A 26,863-nucleotide genomic window follows, 5' to 3' on the forward strand; every position below is an offset into this window, starting at 1 on the left:
GGCGTTGGGGGTGTCCGGCGCGCCGGCTCAGTTCGGCGGAGACGGGGCGGGCGGCGGCGCCGGCTGCGGCGGCGAGATGCGCCCGCCGGGCGAGGTGCAGAAGCCCCCGTAATCGTCGCGCTTGGTGATGTCGTAACAGCAGTAATCGCCGTCGTACTCGGGCTCGCTGTCGACCGACTCGACCTCGCCGCTGCACGAGTCGCTTCCGAAATAGGCGAGCGCCTCGTCCTGGGAGGGGCATTCCCCTTCGATCTCGGTCCACTCGAAGCACCCGACCTTGTCGCACCCCGTCGTCGCGAGGGTGAGCGCCAGGGCTGCGAGCTGGAGGGCCCGGACCGGGCAACGCGCGAGGGCCGAACGGATCGTCGAGATCATGGATTCTCCCGGACACACGGGCGCTGCGCGCGCCCCGAGCGAGCATACTCCGGTTCGGACGAAGCCGGCTGCTCCGGAGAGGACCGAGCAGGCTCGCGTCGCGCGCCGGCGTGCCCCTCGCCACGCGTGGCGGCGGACGCCGCGCCTTCTGGTCGATCCAGACCGGGTGGAGTACACGACAGCATGACGACCGGAGAGCAGGGGGCCCGGGTGGTGCGCGCGCCGCGCGGGAGCGAGCGGAGCTGCAAGGGGTGGATCCAGGAGGCCGCGCTCCGGATGCTCCACAACAACCTCGATCCGGAGGTCGCAGAGCGCCCCGACGATCTCGTGGTGTACGGCGGCACCGGGAAGGCGGCGCGATCGTGGGAGGCGTTCGACGTGATCGTGCGCGAGCTCCGGGAGCTCGCGGATGACGAGACGCTCCTCGTGCAGTCGGGCAAGGCGGTGGGCCGCTTCCGCACGCACCCGGACGCGCCCCGCGTGCTCCTCGCGAACTCGAACCTCGTGGGCCGGTGGGCGACGTGGGACGAGTTCCGCCGGCTCGAGGCGCTCGGCCTGACCATGTACGGGCAGATGACCGCGGGCTCGTGGATCTACATCGGCTCGCAGGGCATCGTGCAGGGCACCTACGAGACGTTCGTCGCCGCGCGGAAGGCGCACGCGGCGCGCGCCCCGGGCGGCGGGCGCTGGGTGCTCACCGCGGGGCTCGGCGGCATGGGCGGCGCGCAGCCGCTCGCCGCGACGATGGCGGGCATGGCCTGCCTCGGCGTCGAGATCGACCCGGCGCGCATCGAGAAGCGGCTCCGCACCCGCTACGTCGACGAGCGCATCGACGATCTCGACCGCGCCCTCGACGCCGTCCTCGAGAGCGTCCAGCGCGGGGCGCCGCGCTCGATCGCCCTCTGCGGCAACGCCGCCGACGTCTACCCGGAGCTCGTGCGCCGCGGCGTCACGCCCGACCTCGTCACCGAGCAGACCGCGGCGCACGATCCGCTCGTCGGCTACGTCCCGCCGGGGCTCACGCTCGAGCAGGCGGCGGAGCTCCGCGCCCGCGATCCCGGGGAGTACGTCGCGCGCGCGAAGGCGGGGATGCGGAGGGAGGTCGAGGCGATGCTCGCGATGCAGCGGCGCGGGGCCGAGGTCTTCGACTACGGCAACAACATCCGCACCTGCGCGATGGAGGCGGGCGAGGAGGACGCGTTCGCGATCCCCGGCTTCGTTCCGGCGTACGTGCGCGAGCTGTTCTGCCAGGGCAAGGGCCCGTTCCGGTGGGTCGCGCTCTCGGGCGATCCCGAGGACATCCTCGCCACCGACCGCGCGGTGCTCGAGGCGGTCCCGGGCGACGCCGATCTCCGCCGCTGGATCGAGCTCGCACAGCAGAAGATCGCGTTCCAGGGGCTCCCGTCGCGGATCTGCTGGCTCGGCTACGGCGATCGCGCGAAGGTCGGGCTCGCCTTCAACGAGCTCGTCCGCGCCGGCCGGGTGAAGGCGCCGATCGTGATCGGGCGCGACCACCTCGACTGCGGATCGGTCGCGTCGCCGTTCCGGGAGACGGAGGCGATGAAGGACGGCTCGGACGCGATCGCCGACTGGGCGATCCTCAACGCGCTCGCGAACACGGCGGGCGGCGCGTCGTGGGTGAGCTTCCACCACGGCGGCGGCGTCGGGATCGGCAACTCGCTGCACGCCGGGATGGTGATCGTCGCCGACGGCACCGAGGCCGCGCGGCAGAGGCTCGAGCGGGTGCTCACCATCGATCCGGGGATGGGGATCATCCGGCACGCCGACGCGGGCTACGAGACGGCGATCCGCGTGGCGGACGAGAAGGGGGTCCGGGTGCCGCACCGGGCAGGGTGACCGGCTCCGCCGCGCCCTCGAGGGCGCGCAGCCGCGCGATCTCCTCCATGTAGCCGCGCCGCTCCTTCGAGAGCGGCGGCAGCTCGATCACCGCCGGCACGCGCGCGAGCCGCGCGTCGTTCGCGAGGCGCCAGAACGGCGCGAGCCCCATCTCCCCGTCGCCGATGCGCTCGTGCCGATCGAGCCGCTGGCCGAGCCCCGCCTTGGAGTCGTTCATGTGCATGCACCTCAGCCGCTCCAGCCCGAGCAGCCGGCCGAAGTCGCTCCAGAACCGCTCGTAGCCGGCCTCGCTCCGGAGGTCGTGCCCCGCCGCGAAGGCGTGCTGCGTGTCGACGCAGACCCCGAGCCGCGACCCCTCCGGCCCGGCGCGATTGATCATCGCGGAGATCTGATCGACGCGATCGCCGAGGGTCGACCCCTGCCCGGCCGTGTTCTCGATGCACAGCTGCGCGCGGAGGCCCTTCGCGCGAGAGAGCACGATCGACAGGCTCTCGCCGATGCGATCGAGGCCGACCTCCTCGCCGAGGCTGCGCGGCGCGCCCGGATGGAACACCACGAAGTCGATCCCGAGCGCGTCGCACCGCGCGAGCTCCTGGAACAGCGCCTCCCGCGAGCGCTCGAGGATCGCGGCGTCGTCGGCGCACAGGTTGATGAGGTAGCTCGCGTGGGCGAGCGTCCGGCCCGCGCCGGCCCAGGCCGCGCGCGCGGCGCGAAACGCGGCGATCTGCTCCGCGCTCAGCGCCGGCTCCCGCCACTGGCCCGAGACCTTGGTGAAGATCTGCACCGCCTCGCAGCGGTCCTCCCCCGCCAGCGCGATCGCGCGGTGAAGGCCGCCGGCCACGGACTCGTGCGCGCCGAAGATCATGGGCCGCACTGCTTGGGGCGCTTCCCCGCCGCCGGCAAGGCATTGCCCCGAGCCGACCGGATCTGCCACGGCCCCCGCATCCGCGCGCGCCCGCGCGTCCCCACGGAGGAGCGCAACGCCCGGGCCACCTCGTCCGTCCCCTGCGATGACCCCGATTCCGCGAGCAAATCGAGCAAACCGCATGCCGGGAGGGCGCGAACCCCGGTTCGCGGCACCTCACCCTTGACGCGTTCCTGCCCAGGCGCGAATTGAGCGGCCTTCCTGGAGTCTCGATGAGCCATATGGGTGTTACGAACGGGGCCGGCGCCGGAGAGGCAGTGCCGGGGTCGCCGGGTGGGGCCAAGGGCGAGGAAACCGCGGCGGCCCCGCCGCTGATGCCGTCGCACGTGCTCTCGGGCAAGCGGCTCGTGGTGGTCGGAGGGACCGGCTTCCTCGGCAAGGTCTGGCTGGCCATGCTGCTCGCGAGGTTCCCGGAGATCGCCCACATCTACCTGCTCGTCCGGGCCAAGGAGAGCCAGTCGCCGGAGGAGCGCTTCTGGTCGCAGATCGTGACCTCGCCGGTCTTCGACCCGATCCGCGAGCAGTACCCCGGGCCCGCCTTCGAGGAGTACCTGCGGCAGAAGATCACCCCCATGAACGGCAACGTCGGCCTGCCGCTGCTCGGGCTGGGCGACCGCGTGGGGGAGCTCACGGGCACGATCGCCGCGGTCGTGAACGTGGCCGGCGTCGTCGATTTCAACCCGCCGCTCGACGAGGCGCTCGAGGTCAACGCGTTCGGCATCAGCAACCTCGTCGAGCTCGCGCGGACCCTCGGGGCCAAGGTGATGCACACGAGCACCTGCTTCGTCGCGGGCTACCGCTCGGGGCTCATCGAGGAGAACCACCCGGCCGAGATCCCCTTCCCCCGCGCCGCGGGCGAGACGTGGTTCGGCGCCGCCTGCCCGAAGCGGACCCTCGATCGGTCGCACTGGGATCCGCAGCGCGAGATCAGCGAGTGCCTCGACCTCGTGCAGCAGGCGCGCCAGCGGTGCGAGGACGCCTTCCGGCAGAGCGCCTTCCTCGACGAGGCCAAGGCCAACCTGGCCGCGCGCAGCGAGCCGTGCCGGGGCAGCGCGCTCGAGAACGAGCTCGCCAGGGTGAAGCGCAAGTTCATCAAGGACCGGCTCATCGAGGCCGGCAAGGAGCGCGCGCTCTTCTGGGGGTGGACCAACATCTACACCTACACGAAGAGCATCGGCGAGCAGGTCCTCGCGAGCTCCGGGCTGCCCTTCACCATCGTCCGCCCCGCCGTCGTCGAGACCGCGGTCGAGTTCCCGTTCTGCGGCTGGAACGAGGGGATCAACACCTCGGCGCCGTACCTCTACCTCGCCTCGAAGGGGCAGGTGCAGTTCCCGGGCGACCACGACGTGCGGCTCGACCTGATCCCGGTCGACATGACCGCGAGCGGCATGATCGCCTCGCTCTGCGAGCTCATCGAGGGCCGCGCGCCCGCGGTGTACCAGTACGGATCGACCGACACGAACGGCTGCCGCGTGACGCGCTACCTGGAGCTCGCCGGGCTCTACAAGCGGCGGCAGGTGTTCGAGGGGAAGAAGACCTCGCTCTTCGACGTCGTGTCGTCCCGCTTCGAGCCGCGCGGGCTGACCCGGCAGCAGTACGGCGCGCACGGCGCGCGCGCCATCGAGGGCGCCCTCCGCGGCCTGGGCGGCCTGCTCAAGACGGCGAGCGTCGGCCCCGCCGCGGCCCTCCTCAAGCCGGCGGCGGCCGCGCTCGAGAGCGCCGCCAGGACCGAGCAGAAGACGGCCACGCTCCTCGAGGTCTTCATGCCGTTCGTCGCGGAGGGCGACTGGGTCTACTCCTGCGCCAACACGCGCGCGGCGATGGCCCGCATGCCCCCCGAGGAGCGGGCGCGCTTCGTCTGGGCGCCCGAGAAGATCGACTGGCGCGACTACATCTGGAACGTGCACCTCCCCGGCCTGGAGAAGTGGGCCTTCCCGCTCATGGAGGAGATGCTCCGCCGGGAGATCAAGCCGCTCCGGCCCTACGACAGCCTGGTCGACCTGCTCGACGAGGTCGCCGAGCGCTTCGATCACGCGCTGTCGGTGCAGCGGTTCGAGCAGGACGGGCTCTCGCGCACGAGCTACCGCGAGCTCCGGGACGCCGCCTGCATGACCGCCGCGCGCCTCGCCGCGCTCGGCGTCCGCCGCGGCGATCGCGTGGCGCTCTCCGGCGCGAACCAGCCGGCGTGGCCCGTCGCCTACTTCGGCATCCTCCGCGCAGGCGCCGTCGCCGTCCCGATCGATCCCGCGCTCGACGCGAAGGCGTTCGCGGACGTCCTCCGCTCGTCGACGGCGAAGGTCGTCCTCTGGGACAGCGGCGTGGCGGAGAAGCTCGGCGCCGACGTGCGCGCGGCGCTGCCGAACCTGGTCGCCTTCGACATGGGCGGGTTCGCCGAGGGCCAGGTGCCCGACCTGGGGCCGGCGTCCGGCGACGGGCTCGCGCCCCCGGACGTGCGCGTGGGCAGCCAGGACGTCGCGAGCGTCGTCTACACGAGCGGCACGACCGGGGAGCCGAAGGGCGTGCTGCTCACGCACGGCAACTTCACGGCCCTGCTGGCCTCGCTGGCGCCGCTGTTCCCGCTCAAGGCGAGCGACCGCGTGCTCAGCGTGCTGCCGCTGCACCAGACCTTCGAGGTGACCTGCGGCCTGCTCCTGCCGCTGTCGCAGGGCGCGCGGATCATCTACCTCGACGATGTCTCGGCCGATCGGGTGAGCGACGGGCTGAAGAGGGCGCGCGTCACGGCGATGGTCGGCGTGCCGGCGCTCTGGCAGATGCTGGAGCGCCAGATCGTCGCCAGGGTGAAGGAGCAGGGGCCCGCCGCGGCCACCGCGTTCAGCTGGGCCATGGAGCTGAACCGCATGCTCGGCAAGCGCTTGGGCCTGAACGCGGGGCGCCTCTTCTTCGGCAGCGTCCACGACGCGCTCGGCGGCAACGTCCGCTTCCTCATCTCGGGCGGCGCGGCGCTCCCCAGGGACACGGCCGCCGTGTTCAAGGGGCTCGGCCTGCCGCTCGCCGAGGGCTACGGCCTGACCGAGGCGGCGCCGCTCCTGACCGTCGCCAGGCCCTCGCCGGCGGCGAACCCGGGGAACGTCGGCAAGCCGATCCCCGGGGTGCAGATCAAGATCGCGAACCCGGACGCGAACGGCGTCGGCGAGGTGCTCGCGCGCGGCGCCAACGTCATGAAGGGCTACGCCGACGACCCGGGCGCGACCCAGGCGGCCCTCGACGCGGACGGGTGGCTCCGCACCGGCGATCTCGGCAAGCTCGACAAGCAAGGGCGGCTCGTCCTCGTCGGCCGGCAGAGCGAGGTGATCAGCGCGGCGAAGGGCGAGAACCTGTACCCGGCCGACATCGAGCGAATGCTCGGCAAGGTCGAGCACGTCAAGGAGCTCGCCATCGTCGGGATCGACAACGGCCGAGGCGGCGAGCAGGTCGCCTGCCTCGCCGTCCCCACGGCGCCCGGCGCGAAGGACGGCGACGGCGACGAGGCGCTCGCGCGGGCCGCGCAGCACGAGCGCGCGCTCGACGCGCTCCGGACGGCGATCCAGGCGCTGCCCAAGCCGTGCCACCCCATGGCCCTCCACCTCCACGACGCCGACCTGCCCCGCACCGCGTCCGGTCAGGTGAAGCGCTCCGAGGTGAAGGCGATCGTCACGCGCCTCGCCGCCGAGGCCGGCGCGGGCGCGGCGGCCGTCGCGCAGGACGCCGGCGCGGCGATCGCAGAGCCGAAGGCGCAGGGCCCGGGCGAGGAGCCGATCCACATCCCTCGCCCGGTGGCCGACTTCGCCAAGCACTGGATGAACAAGGTCCAGTCCGGCTTCTACGGGAACGTCATGCGCCCGAAGGTCTACGGGCGCGCGTTCATCCCGCACAACCGCAACACGATCGTCGTCTCGAACCACGCGAGCCACCTCGACATGGGCCTCGTGAAGTTCGCGCTGGGCAGCTACGGGGACGGCCTCGTCTCGCTGGCCGCCCAGGACTACTTCTTCGAGGGCAACCGCTGGCGGCGCGCCTACTTCGAGAACCTCACGAACCTGGCGCCCTTCGACCGCAAGGGCGGCCTCCGCACGGCGCTGCGCCAGACCGGCGAGATCCTGGACCGCGGGCGGACGGTGCTCCTCTTCCCGGAGGGCACGCGCAGCCCCGACGGCGGCATCCTCGAGTTCAAGCCGGCGATCGGGCACCTCGCGCTCACGCACAACGTCGACATCCTGCCCCTCTACCTGGGCGGCACGTTCGAGGCGCTCCCCAAGGGGCGCACCGTCCCGATCCGCCGCGACCTCGTCGCGCGCATCGGGCCGCCGCTCACGATCGGCGACCTCCGGCGGCTCACCGCCGGGATGAAGTACGCGGTGGCCTGCCGCAAGGTCGCGGAGCTCACGCAGCTCGCCGTCATCAAGCTCAAGGAGGGCGGCGCCCTCGATCTGAGCCGGGTCGAGAGCATCGATCAGGCCGCTACCACCACCAAGGAGCACCCGCTCACGGTCCTGTTCCGCGAGCTCGAGTCGAAATACGTCGCCGGGCGGGTCACCCAGCCGATCACCTACTACGTGACGCTCGGCACGGAGGACGAGGCGAAGTGGACGCTGCGGATCGACCCGGCCAGCTGCGAGGCGCGGATCGGTAAGCCAAGCCAGCAAGCGGACTGCGTCCTCAAGACGACGCCCGAGATATTCACCAAGATCGTCCGCGAGGCCTACACACCGAGCCCGATGGAGTTCATGACGGGCCTCGTGAAATCGAACGACATCTCCCTCCTCCAGACCTTCCAGAAGGTTTTCGATCTCGCATGAGCCGCTATCTCGTCACCGGGGCGACCGGTTTCCTGGGATCGCACCTCGTCACGGCGCTCCGTGGGGGTGGCCATGACGTGGTGGCGCTCTGCCGGGCGGAGGCGCCCGCGCTCGCCGAGCAGGGCGTGGAGCTTCGCCGCGGAGACATCTTCGACGCGGGGTCGGTGCGCGGCGCCGCCGAGGGCTGCGACGGGGTCTTCCACTGCGCCGGGCGCGTCTCGCGGCGCCGCGAGGACGCCGAGGCGCTCTACCGGACGCACGTCGAGGGGACCAAGATCACCCTCGACGCCTGCCGCGACGCGGGGGTGAAGCGCGCGGTGATCGCGAGCACGAGCGGCGTCGTCGCGGTCAGCAAGGACCCGAGCGACGTCCGCGACGAGACGGCGGCGACGCCGATCGACCTCATCGCCGGCTGGCCCTACTACCGCTCGAAGCTGTACGCCGAGCGCGCGGCGTTCGATCGCAGCGGGCCCGGCTTCGAGGTCGTCGCCGTCAACCCGAGCATCCTGCTCGGCCCGGGCGACGTCCACGGCGCCTCGACCGGGGACATCGTGAGCTTCCTCGAGCGCCGGCTCCCCTTCACCCCCGCGGGCGGCCTCTCCTTCGTCGACGCCCGCGACGCGGCCCAGGGCATGGCGCTGGCGATGGACAAGGGCCGCGCGGGCGAGCGCTACCTGCTCGGCGCCGCCAACATGAGCCTGGAGGTCTTCTTCCGCCGCCTCGCGCGCATCTCCGGCGTCCCGGCCCCCGCCCTGCGGCTGCCGCGGAGCATCGCGCTCGCGAAGGCGGGCGCGCACCTCATCGAGCAGGCGCGGAAGCGGCTGCCGTTCGATCTGCCGGTCGATCCGGTGTCGGCCGAGATGGGCCAGCACTTCTGGTACCTCGACGCGACGAAGGCCCGGCGAGAGCTCGGCTGGACGCCGCGCGACCCGCTCGAGACCCTCGCGGACACCGTCGCCGATCTGCGCGCCCGCGGCGTGGTCTGGCCGCAAGCGTAGCTAGACGGCCCGGCGCAGCGGGGTCGGCGGGAACAGGTCCTTCATGTCGAGCGGGAGCTGACCGCGGAACCCCTCGATCTCCCCCGCGGACACGCTGTCGGCGACGGCCTCGCAGATCGCCTGCAGCACGAAGCCGGCGGCCTCGCGGTCCATGCGCAGCTCGCGCGCGACGTCGGCCTCGATGGTCGCGGTCGTGATGCGCTTGTCGGGCCCGTCGAGGAACGGCTCGAGCGACGGGTGGAGCTTCGAGGGCAGCTGCGCGACGAGGTGCCGCGCCTCCTGGGGCGTCACCCTGCGGCAGAGGCAGCCGAGGACGATCTGCAGCGCGAGCTCCGCGCGGTCGCGCTGCTGGAGGCCGCTGTGGCGCTCGACGGCGTGGATCAGCCGGCCATACGCGCTGTCGGCGCGCGCCTTGCGCCGGGTGAGGGCGCGCACGCGGCCGTGCGAGCGCTCCGGGCGCGCGGTCGCCTCGGGGTGCATCGCGCCTTCCGGCTTGAACCGGGCGGCCACCTCGAGCTGCGCCTTCACGACGGAGCCGGCGGCCTCCGCGTCGATGACCCCATCGGCGAGCAGATCGTCGAGGGTCACCAGGCCGACGGGCCGCCCTTGCTCGGTCACCGGCACGCGCCGACACGCATGATCGCGCATGGTGCGCACGGCGTCGTCGATCGACGCGTCGAGCTCGAGCGTCGCGATCTCGTCCGACATGATGTCGCGCAGCATCGTGCTGCGCGCGTCGAGGTCGCCTGCCACGATCTCCAGCGCGATATCGCGGTCGGTCACGATGCCGGCGAGGCGCTGGCCGTCGTGGACCAGGACCGCGCCGACGTGGTTGTCCATCATCGCCCTCACGGCGTCGTAAGCGGTCGAGCGCGGGCTAAGAACGATCATTCGCGGGCGTCGGTACTCTTCGAGCGACATGGCGAGTCCCTCCCCTGGGCAGCGCGTTCGGGGTTGTGCGTGCGTACGCCAGGGCGGGGCTAGCCAGAACGGTACCAACCGCGATGGCGCGCGTGGCCGGCGGGTGGACGCGGCGCCCGGGATCGCCGCCGCGAGCGGCCGAGCAAGAGCCTCGGCGCGCCGCCGGCGCGAGGGCGAAGCCGCTCGTCAGTGGATCGCGCCGCGCGCCTGCGGCGGCGCCGCACCGGCGCCGCCGCCCGCCCCGGTGTCCAGCGCGCTGCGCGCCTGCTTGGTCGCGGGCGCGACAGGCGAGAGCCGCACCATCCGGTGCAAGAGCCCGTCGACCCGCTGCAGCCAGCCGCGCCAGGCGGCGTACTGCGCCACCGGGATGGTCGACTGATCGAGGATCACGCGCTCCTTCACCACCACCGCGTTCTTGCCGGGCGCCTTCGCGAAGGAGATCGTCGCCCGCCCGAACGCGCCGCCGTTCTCGTCGCCGCCCGGCGGGAGCTCGGCGAACACGTACCCGGGCGGGGCGGTGATCGTGATCGTCCGGTTGTGGTGCCGCGGCGCGAAGCTCGGCGGCAGGACCACCGGCAGCGTGCGCTTCACGAGCGGCGCGAGCTGCGACGTCATCGTGGACGCGCCCGAGAGCGGCACGGAGAGCTCGGCGCCCTCGCGGCGGGCGAGCCCCTCGGAGCGCGCCTCGTACTCGAGCGTCGCCGCCCCGTGCGGGAGATCGGCCTGGAACGCCACCTTGGGCTTCACGTCGACCGTCGGGAACCAGCCGTACGCGAGGTACTGCTCGACCCACTGCGCGCGCGCGTCGGCCTCCGCCAGGTTCGACCGGAGCTCGAACGCCGCGTCGCCGATGTGCCGCTCCTTCGCCGCGAGCTCGCCCGCGCCGGAGGGGAGCAGGGCGATCGTCCACTCGGCGTCGACGCCGTGATCGGCCGGCGAGCTCGCCGGCGTCTCCACGATCTTCGGCGGCCCCTCGTCGACGAACAGCGCCAGCGTGCGCGCGTCCATCGCCGGCAGCGGCCCCAGGCGGCTCTGCGGGCTCGTCGCGTCGAGCCACAGGCCCGGCGCGCCGCCCGCGCCCGGGAGGTACGCGATGCCGTGATCGAACACCGGGATCGCCGCCACCTCGCTCCGGAGCAGCGAGGGCTGGCCCGTGTAGCGCGTCTGCACCAGCACCTCCGTCGCCTCGATGCCGATCGACTTGAGCAGCGTGATGAGCAGCATCGCCTTGTCGTCGCAGTCGCCCTGGCGCCGCGCCAGGAGCTCCTGCGGGCGGTTCGGCAGCCACCACTCGCCCGACACGAAGTTCACGTACCGGATGTCGTCCGACACGAAGTCGAAGAGCGCCCGCAGCTTGTCCTCGCGCGTGGCCTTGCCCTTGGTGAGCTCCGCGGCGAGCCGGCGGACCTGATCGTCGGGCTCCATGAAGCCGGCGACCGCGCCCCGGTACCACTCCCGGAAGTCGTGCCAACCGTGGAACGTCGAGCCCACGACGACCGGCAGCACCTCCGCGAGGTGCGGGGCGAGCGGCTCCTCGGGCACCTCGGGCGGGTCGTCCCAGATGTACCGCGTCACCTGGCGGCCGTCCTTCTCGGACCTGAGCACCCGCTCGGCCTTGCCGTTCAATACGTCGATCGCCAGGGGATCGCTCGCCGGCGAGTCGACGACGACCTCGTTGTAGAGGATCGGCCGCGTGTCGGTCGAGCCGACGTAGTCGATGAAGTAGAACGGCGCGTCGCCCCGGCGGCCGACGGGGCCCCGGGTCCACGAGCGCACCGCGACCTCCACCACGTCCCCCGCCTTGAGCTCGGGCCAGCGCACGAACGGCTTCTGCCCTCCCGCGCCCTGCTCGTCCGGCTGCGCCACCGTGCCGTCCTTGCGGTGGACCCGCGCGAACAGGAGCTCGGTGTCCTCCCCCTCGGCGGGGATGTCGCGCTCGTAGAGATCCTGATCGGTGCGCGGCTCGATGACGATCTCGCGCGCGTAGTGCATGAGCTGCGAGACGCGCTTGTCCGGGTGGTACGTCACGACGCGCACCCAGTGGAGCTGCCGGTCGGCCACCTCCCCCTTCTTCGCCGGGGTCTGCCGCGCGCGTGCGAGGAAGACGTCGGGCGCGACGATGTGCTGCTCGTCGCGCATGCGCTGCCGGCCCGGCGCGCCGGCCGAGCCCTCGCCGAGGCGGAGCGCGAGCTCGGCCTTGAGGTACGGATCACCAGGCGTGAGGTCGCGCGCCCGCGCGAGCGCCGCCGTGGCCACGCGCGACGCGGCGGCCGTGGCCGTCGGCCGCGCGCCCGCGCCGCCCGCGCCATCCTCTCGCACCGCGGCGAGCGCCTGGAACGCGGCGGGCTGGTTCGGCGCGACGTGCGTCGCGTACGACAGGACCTCGCGCGCCCACGCGACGCGGCCCGCGTCGTGGAGCGCGCGGCCGATGCGAATGACGTCGTCGGCCGACGTCTGCTGCGCGAGCGCCCCCGCGGCCGCCACCTCCAGCGCGGCGCCGCCGTCGGGCTCGAACGCGAGCACGTAGGACGCGCCCCGCGACTCGGGCGCGATCTCGGCGAGCCTGCGCGCGGCCCGCAGCTCGAGCGCCGGGTCGAGCCGGGCCGCGGCCGCGATCTCCTGCCAGACGACGACCGGCGTCCGGTCCTTCTGCTCGCGCTCGACCGCGAGCAGCTCCTCGAGCCCGGCCCGCGTGAGCCCCGCCGTCGCGAGCTTCTTCTTGACGAGCGCCCTGAGGACGCGCGCCTCGGGATCGCGCGCCGAGCGCAGCGGCTCGTCGCGCAGCGCGGCCGCGGCCCAGTCGACCCGCTCCGAGGCGAGGTGGGCAGCGACCAGCCGGCGCTGCGCGAACGCCGCGGTGGCCCGGTCCTTCTCCGCGAGGCCCCGGGCGCGCGCGGCCTCGAGCCAGCCGCTGCGGTTCGCGCCGAACGGGGACACCCACCCCGCCAGGGCGAGCGCGTCGGCGGAGATCCCGGGCGACCGCGTGACACGGTCGAGCAGCCCGGGCGCGCGGGGCGACCGCTGGTCGTCGGCGCCCCCGAGCGTGCGCGCCACGACGGCCGTGAGGGTCTGCTCGAGCGACTGCGACGCGCCCGCGTCGAGCGCCCTGTCGAGCGCCGTCGCGACGGCGGTCGCGGCGCGCGCGCCAGGGGGCGGGGCCGGCGGCAGCTTGAGCGGCGTGAGGTCCGACGAGGTCGCGAGCGCCACCGGCCGGCGGTCCTCGTCGGTGAAGCGCACGCGGACGCGCCCCTCGTCGGCGATGGCCCCGGTGCACACCTTGAGGGCGAGCAGGTGATCGCCGGCGGGCGCCTCGACGCGCGCGGCGATGCGGTCGAGCACGAGGCGCTCGTGCGCCGCCTCGCTCGCGGCGACGTCGGCGCCGTCCCACGCGAGCCGCACGGCGCCGGTCGCGGCGACGTGGGCGAGGATCGGCTTGCGATCGAGCGCGGCCGGGACGGTCACGCGCGAGGCGAGGTACGTGCAGGTCTCGGTGCGCGGATGGATGTAAAGATCGAGCGGCACGCCGCGCGCGGTCGACGCGGCGGGCAGCACCCTGCGCCACGCGACGTCGTACACCCCCCAGGCGTAGCGGGCGCTCATGTCCGAGAAGCGCTGGCCTTCCGCCTCGGGCCCCTCGCGGCGCGCGAGCCCGCCGCCCGAGTTGTCCTGGAAGGGGCCGAGGACCGCGAACGCCTTGACGAGCCCGGACGGATCCGGGGGCGCGTCGTACGAGACGGCGCGCGCGCCGGGCCACGTCGCCGCCGGCGGCTCCGGGGCGAGCGAGGCGGCGAGCCAGCGCGCCTCGTCGGCGAGCGGCGAGGAGGACGCCCCGATCTGCGCGAGGCCTTCCCGTGCGCGGCCCTGCGCGGCGCGGTCCGCGAGCGCCGCCGCGATCACGAGCCCGGCGAACGCGTCGTCGCCGCCCCGCCGCGCGCGGGCCAGCGCCGCGCCGAGCATCTCGTCGGGCGTCGCGGCGGTCCACCGCAGCGCCAGCACGATGGGCGCGCGCTTCTCGGACACCGGCGCGCCGCCGGCTGCAGGCGCGCCAGCGCCTGCCTTCGCGCCCCCCGCGCGCGGCGCCGGCGCGCCGCCGGCTGCGGGCGCGCCAGCGCCTGCCTTCGCGCCCCCCGCTCGCGGCGCCGGCGCGCTGCCGGCTGCAGGCGCGCTCGCGCCCGCCTTCGCGCCTCCCGGACGCGGCGACTGGGCGTTGCCCGCTGCAGGCGCGGCGGCGATCGCGAGCAGCGCGGCGAGCCACCCGCCCCCGCGGAGCGCGCGGGCGCGCGCGCGTCGATCTCGTCCTCGTCGATCCCGTCGATCTCCCCCCGGCGAGCTGCGCTCCATCGAACCTCGCTTCCAGGCCACGGCATAGCGCGGGCCCGATCGCGGCGCGAGCGCGGCGATCGCGCGCGCCGCGCCGCGCGCCGTGCGCGAACTTGGCCGGCGAGCCCGCGGCCCCCTACCCTCCGCGCATGCGCCGCGCGTCACGATGGCTGCTCTCGGCGGTGATGGCCCTGACCACGCTCACGGCCTCGCCAGCATCGACCTTCGCCCGCGACACCAAGGTCGAATGGAAGAGCGTCGACGTCCCCGCGGGCGAGGGCCAGGCCCAGCGGGCGCGGGCGCTGCGCGGCATGCTCTCCAGCGCCGCGAAGAAGGCGGACTTCGGCAAGGCGAAATCGGTCGTGCTGAGCGCGCGTGTCGTCGAGTTCACCTCGACCACGCGGGGCGACGTCCACCGCGTGAGCTGCACCGTCGTCGGCCGCGTCGTCGGCGGCCCCACCGCCCGCTCGCACATCTCGTTCGGCGGCAGGCCGAGCGAGCGACAGGCGCTGGAGAAGCAGGTGCTCGCCATGGTCGCGAGCGGCGTCGTCGGCCGGCTCGCCGCGATCGTCCGCGCCCGCGCGCATGACTGACGCGCGCGACGGAGCCGACCTGCTCCGCCGCTGGATCGCGCAGCGCCCCGCTCGACCCTCCACGGGATCTGGACTACGACGGCCCGCACCTCATGGAACTGGACCGGATGGTGAGCGAGCTCTTCCAGGAGGAAGAGCTCGCTCGCGACACGGCGAAGAAGCTGATCGAGCTGGCGCAGCGCTCCGCGGACGAGGCGAGCGCCGAGCGCGCGAGCCTGCTCGCGTTCCTGCGTGGGCCGATGGAGCGACACATGCGCTACGAAGAGACCGCCATATTCCCGCATTTCCAGGCGCGCGGGCTCGCCGAGGAGGTCCAGGTGGCGCTGAAGCAGCACGCCGCTGTGCGTGAAGCGACCGACGCCCTGGCGGGCGTTGCGCAGGGCGGCGACGTCGCGCGGGCCATCGTCGATGTCGCCCGGTTGCTCCTGCACCATACAAATTTCGAGGGCGACTACATTTATCCAGAGCTCACCCACGACGAATGGCGCGAGCTGATGAAGGAAACCGTTCCGCAGGGCATCTGAGGTGGTACGCAGGAACTCGACACGGATGTTGTCCTCGACGTAGGCTTTTGCCGCCGTGTCTATTGCAGCTGGTCAGGTGCTGAGCGAGCGCTACCGCCTCATCCGACCCGTGGGGCAGGGCGCGCAAGCGGCGGTGTGGGTCGCCGAGCACCTGGCGCTCGGCACGCATGTCGCGGTCAAGCTCATCGATCCGGAGCTCGGGAAGCAGGACGACGCGCGCGAGCGGTTCCGCCGCGAGGCGACGGCCGCCGCGCAGCTGCGCAGCGCGCACGTCGTGCAGATCATCGATCACGGCATCGACGGGGAGCAGCCGTTCATCGTGATGGAGCTGCTCGAGGGCGAGGACCTCTTCGATCGGCTCGCGCGCCGGCGCCGCCTCTCGCTCCAGGAGACGTCGAAGATCGTGACGCAGGTCGCGCGCGCGCTCACCCGCGCGCACGGGGCCGGCATCGTGCACCGCGACCTCAAGCCGGAGAATTTTTTCCTCTGCGCGAACGAGGACGACGAGATCGTCAAGATCCTCGACTTCGGCATCGCGAAGGTGAAGGGGCAGGGGAAGCGGGTCGCCCAGCGCACCAGCGTCGGCACGCTCATGGGCACGCCGCACTACATGAGCCCGGAGCAGGTGAAGGGGCTCCGGGAGGTCGACTATCGCGCGGATCTCTGGGCGCTCGGCGTGATCGCTTACCAGTGCGTGACGGGCGAGCTCCCGTTCGACAGCGAGGGGGTCGGCGACCTGCTGATCAAGATCTCGCTCGGCGAGATCCCGGTCCCGTCGAGGGTGAACCCGGAGCTGCCGCCGAGCTTCGACGCGTGGTTCGCGCGCGCCTGCGACCGCGACCCGTCGCGGCGCTTCAGCAGCGCGCGCGATCTCGCGGAGTCGCTCGCCCGCACCGCCGACCTGTCGGCCGATGCCCCGAGCAGCATGAGATCGCCGCCGTCGCCGCAGCCGCCGCCGCTGCCGCCCCGGGCCGCGCCCACGCGCCCGCCGGCGGCCCCGCCGCGGCCGGCGACGGGCTCGGTGATCCCCAAGGCGCCGCCGCTCCCCCGGGTGGCCGACCCCACGGGCGCCGCCGCGACGCGATCGCCCGAGCGAGGATCGGGCGAGCCGCCGGCGGACGTGGCGGCCGCGCCGTCGTCGGCCAGGCCGAGCGCGAGGATCCCGGCGGTGCCGAGCGAGCGGCCGCAGACGCCGCCGCGGCTCACCGAGCGGCCTCCGCTCAGCGAGCGCCCGCCGCTGTCGTCCCGGTTCGGCGAGCGGCCTCTCGCACCGCCGCGGGCCACCGAGCGACCTCCGGCGCCGCCTCGGCCTACGGCGCGGCCTCAGACGCCGTCGCTGGCTCAGATCAGCGAGCAACCGCCGGGCTCGTCCGAGCTCGGCGAACGGCCGCCGCTGAGCCAGCGGCCGCCGCCCTCGGCTCGGCCCGGCGATCGACCTCCGGCGCCGCCGCAGCACAGCGACAGCGCGTCGCAGAAGCCGCCGGTCGCTGCCGAAACGCCGGTCGCTGCCGAAACGCCGGTCGCTGCCGGAACGCCGGTCGTTGCCGGAGCGCCGGTCGCCGCCGAAACGTCGGTCGCTGCCGGAACGCCGGTCGCTGCCGGAACGCCGATCGCCACTGGAACGCCGGTCTCCGCGCAGCCGAGCAGCGTGTCGCCCGCGACGGCAGACAGCGTCGACGCCCCGCCAGGCGCGCCCGCACCGGCGCTGGCGCCCGGCGACACGTTCCGGAAGGCGGCGGACAGCGCGTCCTCGCTCGTCGACGTCGACATCGACGAGTTCGAAGAGGACGCGATCGACACCGACGTGGACGAGCCCGGAGCGGCGCCGGCCGCATCTGCAGCGCTCGCTCCGCGCGCAGACGCGACGCCGGCCGAGCCCGCAGCCGCAGCCCATGCGCCGACCGAGCCCGCGGCCCATGCGCCGGTCGAGCCCATGGCCGGCGTGCCGGCCGAGCCTGCGGCCCATGCGCCGACCGAGCCCGCGGCCCACGCATCGGCCGAGCCCGCGGCCCATGCGCCGGCCGAACCCATGGCCGATCTGCCGGCCGAGCCCCCGATGACCGCGCCCCAGAGCGGCGTGCCCATCGCGCCGGGCGCCACGGCCGAGCCGCCGCTCTCCTCGCAGACGCCGCGCGCGCTCTCGCAACAAGCGGCCGATCCGCACGCGATCGCCGCGGAGCGCGAGGCGCCGCCGAGCCAGGACCCGCCGTCGGAGCAGCTCCGCGACAACGTCAGGCGAGCGGTCGCCGGGACGGCCGCAGCCGCCGCGCCCCCCGCGTCGGTGCGCGCGCCGCACCCGCTCGATCCACCGCTCGTCCCTCGGGCTCGCGCGTTGCCCTCCGGCCAGTCGCCGGACCAGTGGATGAAGGGGTCCAGCGTGAGCGGGGTGGCGCACGAGGCGCGCGAGAGCGAGCCTCCGGAGTTCGACCCCGGCTCACGTCGGCGCCGGCGCGCTCGCCTGGTAGCCTTCGCGCTGGTGGCCTTGGCCGGCGTCGTCGCGTGGCAGGTGGTCCGCTCGCAGCGCCTGCCGCAGAGCACGCCGGCGGCCGAGAGCGAGGCCCCGCCGCCGCCCGCCGTCACGGCAGAGCCCACGCCGCCGCAAGAGCCAGCGCCCGAGCCGGCCGTCACGGCGCCGCCTGTGGAAACGGCCACGTCCACGCAGCCGTCGGCCAAGGCCGCCGCGACGACGCCGCCGCGGAAGCGGCGCCCGCCGCCGCCGCCGCCGAAGAAGTCGCGGAAAGAGCCGGGCAAGGTGGACGATCTGACGATCGAGATCCCGACCCCCCCGGAGCCGGCCGAGGCGGAACCAGCGGAGTCGCCGCCCCCGGCCGGATCGCCCTCCCAGGGCGATCCGGCCCCGCATGCAGAGTGAAGAGCGGATGGGAACGACGGTAGTTCAGCGCGACTTCGAGGAATCCAGCGACTGGTTGAAGAAGGGGAGGGCCCGGTCGCTGGTCCATCGGGTGCGCGGGTTCGGCCTCGGCGCCGAGGTCGACCTCATCGCGCGCGGGGACCGGCCGGGCTTCGGTCCGTCGGTCTTCTGCGTGGCGAAGCGCTGGCCCGCGTGAAGGACCGATCTGCGTCGCTCGTCGACCCCACTAGCACCCCGCCCGCCAGCGCCCCGCCAGCGCCCCCGATGATCGCGGCGGATCCACCCGAGCCCGCGCGCGACCCGCCCGGCCCGCCGCAGGGGATCGGAGGCCCGCTCGCGAGGGTGCGCAAGGCGCTGCGCCCGGTCATGGTCGTCGCCGTAGCCTTGTTCATCGGGCTCGCTGCGCGGGATCTCGCTCGCAAGTGGGAGAGCGGCGAGCCCGTCGACGTCCGTCCCGCGTTCGTGGCGCTCGCGGTGCTGCCCCTCGCTCTCGGCGTCGTCGTGCTGGGGCTCGCCTGGGCCTTTGTCCTGGAGGAGCTGACCGGCCGGCCCATCCCTCGCTGGCCGGCGATCGCGCTGCACATCGAGTCGCAGGCGGCGCGGTACATCCCAGGCAAGCTCGGCGTGCCGCTGGTCCGCATGCTCGGCGCCCCGCGGATCGGGACGACCAGCGCGGTGGTGGCGTCCTCCTTCGCGGTCGAGTTTGCCAGCTTCGTCGCGGTCGGCGCCATGGTGGGGTTCGGCCTGCTCGCGGCGGGCGGCGAGCAGTTTGCGGGCGCGAGCGCGCTCATCGGTCGATGGAAGCTGCCTCTGCTCGTCGCCCTGGGCGCGGTGCTCGTCGCGCTCATGACCGTGGATCGTGCCCGCGCGCCCGAGCGCGTGCGCAAGCTCCTCGCGGCCGAGGGGCGCGGGCCGCTCATGCCGGTGCGACTGCCGCTCGTACACGCGGCGTACTGGCTGACCTGGGCCGCGCATGGCGCGTGCGCCGCGCTCGCTGTCGGCGCGACGCCGGGCGCGGCGCTCGGCGGCTCGGGCCTCTTCGTGCTGGCGCCCGTGGCCGGTTTCCTGGCGATGGCCACGCCGGGCGGCATCGGCGTGCGCGAGGCGCTGCTCTCCGTGGGCCTCGCCCCCGCCGTTGGACCCGCCGCAGCGCTGGGCGCTGCGGTCATCTCGCGCGCCACCTCGCTCGCCGTGGACGTGGGCGGCTTGCTCCTCGCGCGCCTGCTTTGCCGACGCCCCCCGCCTCGCTAGGATGCGCCCCCTCTCATGCTGGCTCACCTGCGTGTTGCCCTGAACTCCGACTCCCCCCTGGCCCGCTTTTGTGCCGCCCTGACCTCGAGTTCGCCCCGGCCAAGGCTGCTGCGCAACGTCTTCGCGGCCATCGCATGCCTCACGGGCCTCGCCGGCTACGCGCTCGTGGTCCACGCGCACATTCCAATCCAGCACTGGCTCCTGTGGCGGCTCGCGCCGCTCTGGGGCTATTCGCTGCTGTTCCTGCTCTCCAGCCTCGGCGTCGGCCTCGTGCTGTTGCGCCGGGGGCTCCGCGTCGCGCACTTGCCGCCGGTCGAAGAGGGCCTGTTCGGCATGACGCTCGGCACCATCGCCTTCGTGTTCGGCATGTACCTCGCGGGCGTGGTCGGCTGGATCCGCCCCTGGTACGGGCTCGCGATGCCGGCGGCCCTCTTCGCGGGCGGCCTCCTCGAGCTGCCACGCTGGCTATCGCGTCTGAAGCACGATCTCGACGCCTCGACGACGCCGAAAGGGACGATGCGCTGGCTGTGGCTCACGGCCACGGGCGTCGGCGCCGTGTGCCTCGTGCTCCTCTACCTGCTGTCGCTGACCCCGGATTCCATCAGCTTCGACGCGACCTGGTATCACCTGCCGATCGGGCAGGACTATGCGCGCGCCGGCCGCATCGTGCCGTTCTACGGCGACGTGAACCACTCGTTCCCTCACCTCGCGAGCATGCTCTACGCGTGGGGTTTCAGCGTCCCCGGGATGCTCGTGGAGCAGCGGTGGATGATGGCGCTCCACCTGGAGCTCGTCTTCGTCCTGGGGAAGGTGGTCGGCGTCGCAGCCCTGGCGCGGTACCTGCTGCATGGCGAACGCGTCCCTGGCCTCTGGGTGGCTTTCTTCCTGTTCCCATCGCTCTTCGTCCAGGACCAGAACCCCGGCGGCTCGGCGGACCATTTCCTGGGCTTCTTCGCGGCGCCGGTCCTGCTCGCGTCGATGCGCTTCGCCGAGCGCTTCGACAGGCGGTATGCCGTCCTGCTCGGCGCGTCGCTCGGGGGCGCGATGCTGGTGAAGTACCAGGCGGTCTATCACCTGGCGATGGCGGCGGCGGTCGTCGTGCCGCGCGCCGCGCTCCTGCTCGCGCGCGACGCCTACCGCGCCGTGAAGAAGCGCCGGCGGCCGCTGCTCTCGGCGCGCCGCGTCCTCGTGGCGGGGCTCATCGTGTCGGGCGTGGCGCTCGGCACGGCCGCGCCGCACTTCATCAAGAACGCCATTTATCATAACAACCCCGTTTTCCCGATGGCTCAGCGGGTGTTCACGCGGTCGTACCCGCAGCACGCGCGCTCCGCGGAGTTCATGGAAAAGGCGTATCCCAACGAGCCTTACCTGCCCAAGGGGAAGGGGCTGGAGCGGCAGCTCATCGCGGTCGGGAACTTCTTCACATTCTCGTTCGCTCCGCACTACTCGTTCACTCGCTACGTCCCCTCGATGGGCTCGCTCTTCACGCTCCTCCTGCCGATGCTGCTGATCATCCGCGGTCGGCGCAGGCCGGCGCTCGCGGCCTGGGCGACGTTCGCTGGCATCTGGATGTGGAGCAACACGTACACCGCGGACCGGTACCTCCAGGGCCTGCTCGCGGTGCCGATCGCCGTCACCGCGGCGCTGCTCGTCCGCACATGGCAGCTCGGGTCCGTCGCGCGGCTCGGCCTCGTCCCGCTCGTGGCATTCCAGATCGTGTGGAGCGGCGATGTGCCCTTCTACTCCGGCCCCCGCAGGCTGGAGAGCGCGCTCTCGATGATCCGCTCCACCTTCGACAAGCGGTGGAGCGACGCGCAGCGGTTCAAGTTCCGCGAAAATCACCGCGCGATCACCCGGGCGACCCCGCCGGACGCGCGCATCCTCGCGCGCAACTACCGCACGACGCTCGGCATCGAGCGCGAGATCATCTTCGATATCCAGGCCTGGCAATCGCTCATCTTCTACGAGCCCTTGCGAGGACCGCGCGAGCTCTACGAGCATTACCGGAGCGTCGGCATCACCCACATCCTGTACCCGCCGGGCCAGCGCCCGCCGGACACGCTGCAGGCGGCGGTGCTGTTCAACGAGCTCGTGCACCGGTACGCGACGGAGAAGCGCCGCTTCGGCGATCTCCAGCTCGTGACCATGCCGAAGGCGCCGCCGCCGCCCGACGAGCTGCCGTATCAGGTGCTCGCGCTCGGCGCGCCGGGCTACACGGACGGGCTCTACCCGGTCGAGGCGCTCCACATCATCCCCAAGCTCCGGCCGCCCAGAGGCCAGGAGCCGAAGCCCGCGCCGGCGTGGCCCAGCGATACGAGCGCCCAGGCCGCGCTCCTGGACGCCGCGCAGGCGGTGGTGGTCGGCAAGAACGCCGCGCGGAGCGGCCGGAACGTCAAGCTGGACGGCGCGTTCTTCGCAGCGGAGCGCTTCAAGAACTACACGGTCTACCTGCGGCAGCAGCGCGACGCCGCCCGGCCGGAGCCGCCGCCCGAGCCCCCGGCGGCGGACACGTCATCCGGACCGGAGCCAACCGGCCCGGCGGATCCCTCGCAGGAGGACGACGACCAGGAGGATCCGGACGGCTGAGCGCCAGGCCGAAGGCTACCCGCGCCGCTCGGCCAGCAGCCCGGTCCAGGGGACCGGGCTCTTCACCTCGCGGACAGCGAGCTCGCCCCCGACGAGCGCCACGAGACCGCGACCACGGCAGCTGGCCAATCGATGCTTCCCGGAGCCGGAGCAGGAGATCCGATGTTCTCCGGCATGGCCCTCACCTCGCGATCGCTCGCGCCTGCCGCACCTGCTGGTTGCGCCAAGGCTTCGCGCCCGTGGTCCGGATGCCCTCCAGCCCGAGGGCCGACTCCCGCCCCGCGAGCTCGGTCTCGATCCGGCGCACGCGCATCAGCACCTCCTCGACGAGGCGGCGGTTCGTCGCGATGAGCTCCGCGAGCAGCGCCACGGCCACCAGGATGCACGCCATCACGACGGCGCCCGTGCCGACGATGAGCGACTGAATATAGCCGCTGTGGTCCGGATTCCGCAGGTAGAAGTAGAGGAACCGGACGCCGAGCGCGACGCCGAACACGAGCAGGACCGTCGCGACCCAGCCCACGAGCTGCACGGGGCGGTACATCGCATAAGCCCGGAACATGACAGGACCGGCGCGGCGCAGGTAGTCGGGGATCGAACGAAAGAGCCGCGACTCGCGCGTCTTCGGGTTGGTCGTGATCTTCACGTTCTCCACGGCGAGGCCGCGGCGGCCTGCCTGGATCACGGTCTCCAGCGTGTAGGTAAAGCGGTTGTGCACGAAGAGCTGCAGCGCGGCCTTCCGGCTCACCGCGCGGAAGCCGCTCGGCGAGTCGGCCACCTCCGTGGCGGACAGGCGCCGGATGAGCCGCGAGCCCCACCGCTGCAAGACCTTCTTGAGCGGCGAGAACTCCTCGATCCTGTCTGTCTGCCGGTCGCCGATCACCAGGTCGGCCCGCCCGTCGAGGATGGGAGCGATGAGCTTCGGGATCTCCGCGCCGCGATACTGGTTGTCTGCGTCGGTGTTCACGATGATATCGGCGCCGAGCCGCAGGCACGCGTCGATGCCGGCCATGAACCCGGCGGCGAGGCCTCGATTCCTCGCGAAGCGGACGATGTGGTGGATCCCGAGCTGCTCGGCGAGCGAGCTCGTCCCGTCCGTGCTGCCGTCGTCAATGACGAGGACCTCGATCTCGTCCACGCCGTCGATCGACCGCGGCAGGTCCGCGAATGTCTGCGCGAGCGTGTCGCGCTCGTTCAAGCAAGGGATTTGGATGATGAGCTTCACGGGCGATTTCGCGGCGCAGCGTAGCACGACGTGCGTCGAGAAATTCACGTCGGAGCGCAGCGAGCTCCCGCGCGGGCCGGAACGCCGCCCCGCTCGCGCTGAGCGCCGGGCGGCCAGCAGAAACCTGTCCACACCGCTCCGCCGGTGCCCTGGGGCACCGTGCATCGCGGAACATCCCGGAGACGATGGCCCGCAGCCCTGCGGCGGGCCAGCGGGACCATCGCTCCGCTCTAGTTGAGCAACTTCTTCGAGAGGTGCTTGACCGCCTCCTGCGCCGCGTTTCGCAGCGCGACCTCGACCGCCTTCGAGGACGTGTCGCCTCGCACGAGGATGGCGCAATTGTCCCCTTCAGCCTCGAACGATGCGAGCGGTAGCTCTGTCGCCGCTGCGGCGGCGCGGATCGGCACCTGCACAGCAAGCGAACCGACCTCGAGCTCCACGAACCCCACCAGCTCCGACTTGGATAGGTTCTGCATGCCTTCGAACGTGGGTCGCCAGCTGGGCCTTAGCAAGGTCAGGTTTTTCCTGCTTGTCGCTGGGATTGAGCTCCACGTGAAGAAGCAGGGCGCGGGCGTGTCGAGCGCATCGCCTGGTCGGCGATCGGCGTAGGCGATCCGCATCGGCGCGCGGTCGACGTGACGCGCGTGACGCGCGCGGGCGCACGACGCGGCGGCCGCCGGTCCGAACGTCGCGCCCATCGCGCGCGTCACGTCGACCGCGCGCTTCCGCACGGATGACCGCTCTCCCGTCAGTTCTTCAGGGATGTCAGCTGGTCGGCCATGATGCTTCGGTGGTTGCGGTAGACCTGAAGCACGATGGCCAGCGCGATCGCCGCCTCGCTCGCCGCGAGGACGATGATGAAGACCGTGAACACCTGGCCAGCCACGCCGCCGGCGACGAAGTGGTCGAACGCGATGAAGTTGAGCGCGGCGGCGTTGAGGATGAGCTCGACGCCGAGGAGGATTCCCACCGCGTTTTTCCGCGTCATGACGGTGAACAGCCCGAGTCCGAAGAGCACCGCGGCGACGCTGAGGTAATGGATGAGACCGACCTCCATCGCCTACTCCCTCTCCCAGGCGCGCCTGACGGCTCGACGCGCGAGCACGACCGCGCCGATCATCGCGGCGAGCAGCACGACCGAGCCGAGCTCGAACGGGAGCAGGTACTCTCCGAGGAACGCGTGCCCGAGCTTGGCGGTGGACGGCATCGGCGGCTTGGCCTCGGCGGGCCAAGGGGTCTGGGCCGCCACCCTGCCGAGCAGGAGCAGCACGGCCGTGACCAGGCCGAACGCCACGGCCGGCCCGCCGCGCGGGTTCGAGATCTTCATCTCCGCGATGCGGCTCGTGAGCATCACGGCGAAGAGGATGAGCACGAGCGTGCCGCCGACGTAGACGAGCACCTGCGTCGCCGCGATGAAGTCGGCCGAGAGCGTGACGTACAGCCCGGCGATGCCCAGGAACGTGCCGAGCAGGGCCAGCGCGGAGTGGATGATGTTCCTGGAGAACGCCACGAGCCCGGCCGAGCCGAGCGTCAGCGCGGCAAGCCCGAGGAAGACGAGTGCGCTCAGGGGGGGCATGGGGTGAGGGCCGCGACGTTAGACCGCTGCCCACCGCCCATCAAGGGCGACCCCTGGGCGTCGCTCGCGGCGCGCTTCTGTGCCCTTCTGCGCGCCGCGCCCTGGCTCTCAGGCGCCCGCTCCGGCCCCTGCTCCAGCCCCCGCTCCAACCCCCCCTTCGGCCCCCCCGCCCGCGGGCTCCGCGCCCTCGGCGCCCTGCTGCTTGCCGCGCTCTTTGCGCCAGATGGCGCGCAGCTCCTCCAGCGCGGCCGGGTTGTCGCGCATGGCGCGCTCGCGGGCCTCCCGGGCGTGCGGCCCGTACTCGCCGACGGGCACCTCGCCGAGGTCCTTCGGCGCCTTGTACAGCGGCACGAGGCCCTCCGGGATGAAGCGGAACGTGAGGTGGTCGAGCGTCGGCGCCGCCCCCTCGAACTCGCGGGTGTGGCGGATGGCGCCGGTCGACTCCGTCTTGCACGCCTCGACGCAGAGGCCGCAGTACATGCACTTGCCCATGTCGATGTCGAAGCGGCTCATCGCCTGCTTCTTCGTCGCCGGGTCCTTCTCCAGATCGATGGCGATGCACTCGATGGGGCACGCGCGCTCGCAGCGCTTGCAGCCGGTGCAGATGTCCATCTGCACCTCGAGGAAGCCGCGGTACCGCGGGGGGAGCATCTCGCTGACGGGGCGGTCCGTCTTGTCGGGGTACTGGACGGTGATGGGCTCCCGGAACAGATGGGAGAACGTGACCGCCATCCCCTCCAGGATGGTATTGGCCGCGCTGGAGATGCTCTTGATGTACTGGGCGAGATCCATGGCCGGTGCCTCTCAGGGACCTGACGCGCTCGGGCAAATCCCCCGAAGGAGCGAGGCGCTACACCGCGGACGATAGCAGACGCGGACCTGCCCTGGAGCGTCCGGCCCGCTCCCCGCAAGCCCCGGGGGCTCCCGCCAGCCCGCGCCGTACAGGCCCAGCGGGCTCCCGGCAGCTCGCCCCCAAGGCCGCGTCCGTTCGGCGTCGCCCCGCGCAGGAACCAGCGGAGAGCGGGGAGTCCGCGGCGAACCTGTCCTCTCCTGTTGACGCGCACCCGGGGTGGCGATCATGGTCGTCTGATGTCGCAGCTCCCCTTGTCGGGAACATTCACCGCCCTCGTCACGCCATTCACGCCCGATGGTGAAGCCGTCGACTTCGACGCGCTGGACGCGCTCGTCGAGGCGCAGATCGCGGGCGGCGTCAGCGGTCTCGTGCCGTGCGGGACCACGGGGGAGTCGCCGACCCTCAGCGAATCCGAGACGACCGCGGTCATCCGGCGCGTCGTCGAGGCCGCGCGCGGCCGCGTGCCGGTGATCGCGGGGACGGGCTCGTTCTCGACGAAGAAGACGATCGAGGCCTCGCGCGCCGCGCTCGCCGCCGGCGCGGCGGGCGTGATGATCGTGATGCCGTACTACAGCAAGCCCTCGCAGGACGGGCTCCGCGAGCACACGCTGGCCGTGGCCAGGGCCGTCCCGGCGCCGATCGTGCTCTACAACATCCCGGGGCGGACGGTGGTCGACCTCTCCGCCGAGACGACCGAGCGCATCTGCACCGCCGCGCCGAACGTCGTCGCCATCAAGGACGCCTCGGGCAACGTGTTCCGCTGCCAGGAGCTCGTGCGGCGCCTCGGCGACCGGCTCACGATCCTGAGCGGCGACGACGCGCTGACGCTCGCGATGATGGCGCTCGGCGCGCAGGGTGTCATCAGCGTCACGTCGAACGTGCTGCCGCGCGAGACCAGCGCGGTGACCCGGCGGTTCCTGGCCGGCGACCTGGCGGGCGCGCGCGCAGCCCACCTCGCGCTCCTCGAGCTGCACGGGCTCCTGTTCGTCGAGCCGAACCCCGCCCCCGCGAAGGCCGCGCTCGCCGCCCTGGGCCGCATGAGCGCCGCCGTCCGGCTGCCCCTCGTGCCGGCCGGCGAGGCGACCCGGCAGCAGATCGCCGAGGCGATGAGGCGGCTCGAGGCGAGGCGCGAGGCGTCGTGAAATCGAACGGAGATCATCGAGGTGTTCCGATGAGCGCGCTCCTGGGGGC

At 72.9% G+C, this 26,863-nt stretch carries 19 protein-coding genes; 10 read left to right on the plus strand and 9 right to left on the minus strand.

The window, feature by feature from the left end; translation table 11 throughout:
- Window positions 1–27 precede the first annotated feature (27 nt).
- The gene (locus tag WMF14_RS43215) at window positions 28–375 is read right to left on the minus strand and encodes a hypothetical protein (protein WP_272102068.1); all 348 of its coding nucleotides are present in this window, start codon (window positions 373–375) and stop codon (window positions 28–30) included.
- 183 nt (window positions 376–558) lie between these two features.
- Between WMF14_RS43215 and hutU the strand changes: the two genes are divergently transcribed.
- A complete protein-coding gene (gene hutU / locus WMF14_RS43220) occupies window positions 559–2,232 on the plus strand; it encodes a urocanate hydratase (RefSeq protein ID WP_437325765.1) in 1,674 nt (557 codons plus the stop codon).
- Here the strand turns inward: hutU and WMF14_RS43225 are convergent.
- Window positions 2,147–3,097, minus strand: coding sequence for a deoxyribonuclease IV (locus WMF14_RS43225; protein ID WP_437796280.1), 951 nt, complete (start codon window positions 3,095–3,097; stop codon window positions 2,147–2,149). The two genes, hutU and WMF14_RS43225, sit on opposite strands and share 86 nt — an antisense overlap.
- Before the next feature lie 281 nt (window positions 3,098–3,378).
- Between WMF14_RS43225 and WMF14_RS43230 the strand changes: the two genes are divergently transcribed.
- On the plus strand, window positions 3,379–7,953 hold the full coding sequence (locus tag WMF14_RS43230; protein WP_437796281.1) for an AMP-binding protein: 4,575 nt from the start codon (window positions 3,379–3,381) through the stop codon (window positions 7,951–7,953).
- On the plus strand, window positions 7,950–8,951 hold the full coding sequence (locus WMF14_RS43235) for an NAD-dependent epimerase/dehydratase family protein (protein ID WP_437796282.1): 1,002 nt from the start codon (window positions 7,950–7,952) through the stop codon (window positions 8,949–8,951). The genes WMF14_RS43230 and WMF14_RS43235 overlap by 4 nt, the downstream gene beginning before the upstream one ends.
- Here the strand turns inward: WMF14_RS43235 and WMF14_RS43240 are convergent, their stop codons facing one another.
- A complete protein-coding gene (locus WMF14_RS43240) occupies window positions 8,952–9,872 on the minus strand; it encodes a DUF2267 domain-containing protein (RefSeq protein ID WP_437796283.1) in 921 nt (306 codons plus the stop codon). It lies immediately after the preceding gene.
- A gap of 186 nt (window positions 9,873–10,058) precedes the next feature.
- Window positions 10,059–14,213 carry a transglutaminase domain-containing protein gene (locus WMF14_RS43245; RefSeq protein WP_437796284.1) on the minus strand — a complete coding sequence of 1,385 codons (4,155 nt, stop codon included), beginning with the start codon at window positions 14,211–14,213 and terminating at the stop codon, window positions 10,059–10,061.
- Window positions 14,214–14,341: 128 nt separating this feature from the next.
- On the opposite strand from WMF14_RS43245, the gene WMF14_RS43250 reads away from it, so the two are divergent.
- The 6 genes from WMF14_RS43250 (at window position 14,342) to WMF14_RS43275 (ending at window position 22,018) form a co-directional block, all read left to right on the plus strand.
- Window positions 14,342–14,785, plus strand: a complete 444-nt coding sequence (locus WMF14_RS43250) for a hypothetical protein (RefSeq protein ID WP_272102061.1) — start codon at window positions 14,342–14,344, stop codon at window positions 14,783–14,785.
- Between the two features lie 92 nt (window positions 14,786–14,877).
- The gene (locus WMF14_RS43255; RefSeq protein WP_272102060.1) at window positions 14,878–15,309 is read left to right on the plus strand and encodes a hemerythrin domain-containing protein; all 432 of its coding nucleotides are present in this window, start codon (window positions 14,878–14,880) and stop codon (window positions 15,307–15,309) included.
- 55 nt (window positions 15,310–15,364) lie between these two features.
- A complete protein-coding gene (locus WMF14_RS43260) occupies window positions 15,365–18,181 on the plus strand; it encodes a protein kinase domain-containing protein (protein WP_437796285.1) in 2,817 nt (938 codons plus the stop codon).
- Window positions 18,182–18,188: 7 nt separating this feature from the next.
- A complete protein-coding gene (locus tag WMF14_RS43265) occupies window positions 18,189–18,377 on the plus strand; it encodes a hypothetical protein (RefSeq protein ID WP_437796286.1) in 189 nt (62 codons plus the stop codon).
- Window positions 18,374–19,432 carry a lysylphosphatidylglycerol synthase domain-containing protein gene (locus tag WMF14_RS43270; protein WP_437796287.1) on the plus strand — a complete coding sequence of 353 codons (1,059 nt, stop codon included), beginning with the start codon at window positions 18,374–18,376 and terminating at the stop codon, window positions 19,430–19,432. Before WMF14_RS43265 ends, WMF14_RS43270 begins: the two co-directional genes overlap by 4 nt.
- A 15-nt stretch (window positions 19,433–19,447) precedes the next feature.
- Entirely contained in the window at window positions 19,448–22,018 is a 2,571-nt protein-coding gene (locus tag WMF14_RS43275; RefSeq protein WP_437796288.1) for a hypothetical protein, read from the plus strand.
- Window positions 22,019–22,199: 181 nt separating this feature from the next.
- On the opposite strand, the gene WMF14_RS43280 is transcribed toward WMF14_RS43275, so the two are convergent.
- The 5 genes from WMF14_RS43280 to WMF14_RS43300 form a co-directional block, all read right to left on the minus strand.
- Window positions 22,200–23,243, minus strand: a complete 1,044-nt coding sequence (locus tag WMF14_RS43280; protein ID WP_272102055.1) for a glycosyltransferase family 2 protein — start codon at window positions 23,241–23,243, stop codon at window positions 22,200–22,202.
- Between the two features lie 230 nt (window positions 23,244–23,473).
- Window positions 23,474–23,941, minus strand: a complete 468-nt coding sequence (locus WMF14_RS43285) for a hypothetical protein (protein WP_437796289.1) — start codon at window positions 23,939–23,941, stop codon at window positions 23,474–23,476.
- Between the two features lie 50 nt (window positions 23,942–23,991).
- Window positions 23,992–24,300: an NADH-quinone oxidoreductase subunit NuoK gene (nuoK, locus tag WMF14_RS43290; protein WP_272102053.1), complete on the minus strand. Its 309-nt coding sequence runs from the start codon at window positions 24,298–24,300 to the stop codon at window positions 23,992–23,994.
- Between the two features lie 3 nt (window positions 24,301–24,303).
- Complete coding sequence (locus tag WMF14_RS43295; protein ID WP_437325778.1) at window positions 24,304–24,819, minus strand: NADH-quinone oxidoreductase subunit J family protein; 516 nt, start codon at window positions 24,817–24,819, stop codon at window positions 24,304–24,306.
- Between the two features lie 108 nt (window positions 24,820–24,927).
- Complete coding sequence (locus WMF14_RS43300) at window positions 24,928–25,611, minus strand: NuoI/complex I 23 kDa subunit family protein (RefSeq protein WP_437796290.1); 684 nt, start codon at window positions 25,609–25,611, stop codon at window positions 24,928–24,930.
- Window positions 25,612–25,923: 312 nt separating this feature from the next.
- Between WMF14_RS43300 and dapA the strand changes: the two genes are divergently transcribed.
- Entirely contained in the window at window positions 25,924–26,814 is an 891-nt protein-coding gene (gene dapA / locus WMF14_RS43305; RefSeq protein WP_437796291.1) for a 4-hydroxy-tetrahydrodipicolinate synthase, read from the plus strand.
- Window positions 26,815–26,863 lie beyond the last annotated feature (49 nt).

This window comes from Sorangium sp. So ce693 (genome assembly GCF_051521375.1).
In the GTDB taxonomy this organism is placed as follows: Bacteria; Myxococcota_A; Polyangia; order Polyangiales; family Polyangiaceae; genus Sorangium; species Sorangium atrum.

Coding starts and splice junctions, on each gene's coding strand:
- WMF14_RS43265 (WP_437796286.1), top strand. CDS start 18,189: ATGGGAACGACGGTAGTTCAGCGCGACTTCGAGGAATCCAGCGACTGG.
- WMF14_RS43250 (WP_272102061.1), top strand. CDS start 14,342: ATGCGCCGCGCGTCACGATGGCTGCTCTCGGCGGTGATGGCCCTGACC.
- hutU (WP_437325765.1), top strand. CDS start 559: ATGACGACCGGAGAGCAGGGGGCCCGGGTGGTGCGCGCGCCGCGCGGG.
- WMF14_RS43235 (WP_437796282.1), top strand. CDS start 7,950: ATGAGCCGCTATCTCGTCACCGGGGCGACCGGTTTCCTGGGATCGCAC.
- WMF14_RS43225 (WP_437796280.1), bottom strand. CDS start 3,097: ATGATCTTCGGCGCGCACGAGTCCGTGGCCGGCGGCCTTCACCGCGCG.
- WMF14_RS43285 (WP_437796289.1), bottom strand. CDS start 23,941: ATGGGCGCGACGTTCGGACCGGCGGCCGCCGCGTCGTGCGCCCGCGCG.
- WMF14_RS43230 (WP_437796281.1), top strand. CDS start 3,379: ATGGGTGTTACGAACGGGGCCGGCGCCGGAGAGGCAGTGCCGGGGTCG.
- WMF14_RS43255 (WP_272102060.1), top strand. CDS start 14,878: ATGGAACTGGACCGGATGGTGAGCGAGCTCTTCCAGGAGGAAGAGCTC.
- WMF14_RS43295 (WP_437325778.1), bottom strand. CDS start 24,819: ATGCCCCCCCTGAGCGCACTCGTCTTCCTCGGGCTTGCCGCGCTGACG.
- WMF14_RS43300 (WP_437796290.1), bottom strand. CDS start 25,611: ATGGATCTCGCCCAGTACATCAAGAGCATCTCCAGCGCGGCCAATACC.
- WMF14_RS43215 (WP_272102068.1), bottom strand. CDS start 375: ATGATCTCGACGATCCGTTCGGCCCTCGCGCGTTGCCCGGTCCGGGCC.
- WMF14_RS43245 (WP_437796284.1), bottom strand. CDS start 14,213: ATGGAGCGCAGCTCGCCGGGGGGAGATCGACGGGATCGACGAGGACGA.
- nuoK (WP_272102053.1), bottom strand. CDS start 24,300: ATGGAGGTCGGTCTCATCCATTACCTCAGCGTCGCCGCGGTGCTCTTC.
- WMF14_RS43240 (WP_437796283.1), bottom strand. CDS start 9,872: ATGTCGCTCGAAGAGTACCGACGCCCGCGAATGATCGTTCTTAGCCCG.
- WMF14_RS43275 (WP_437796288.1), top strand. CDS start 19,448: ATGCTGGCTCACCTGCGTGTTGCCCTGAACTCCGACTCCCCCCTGGCC.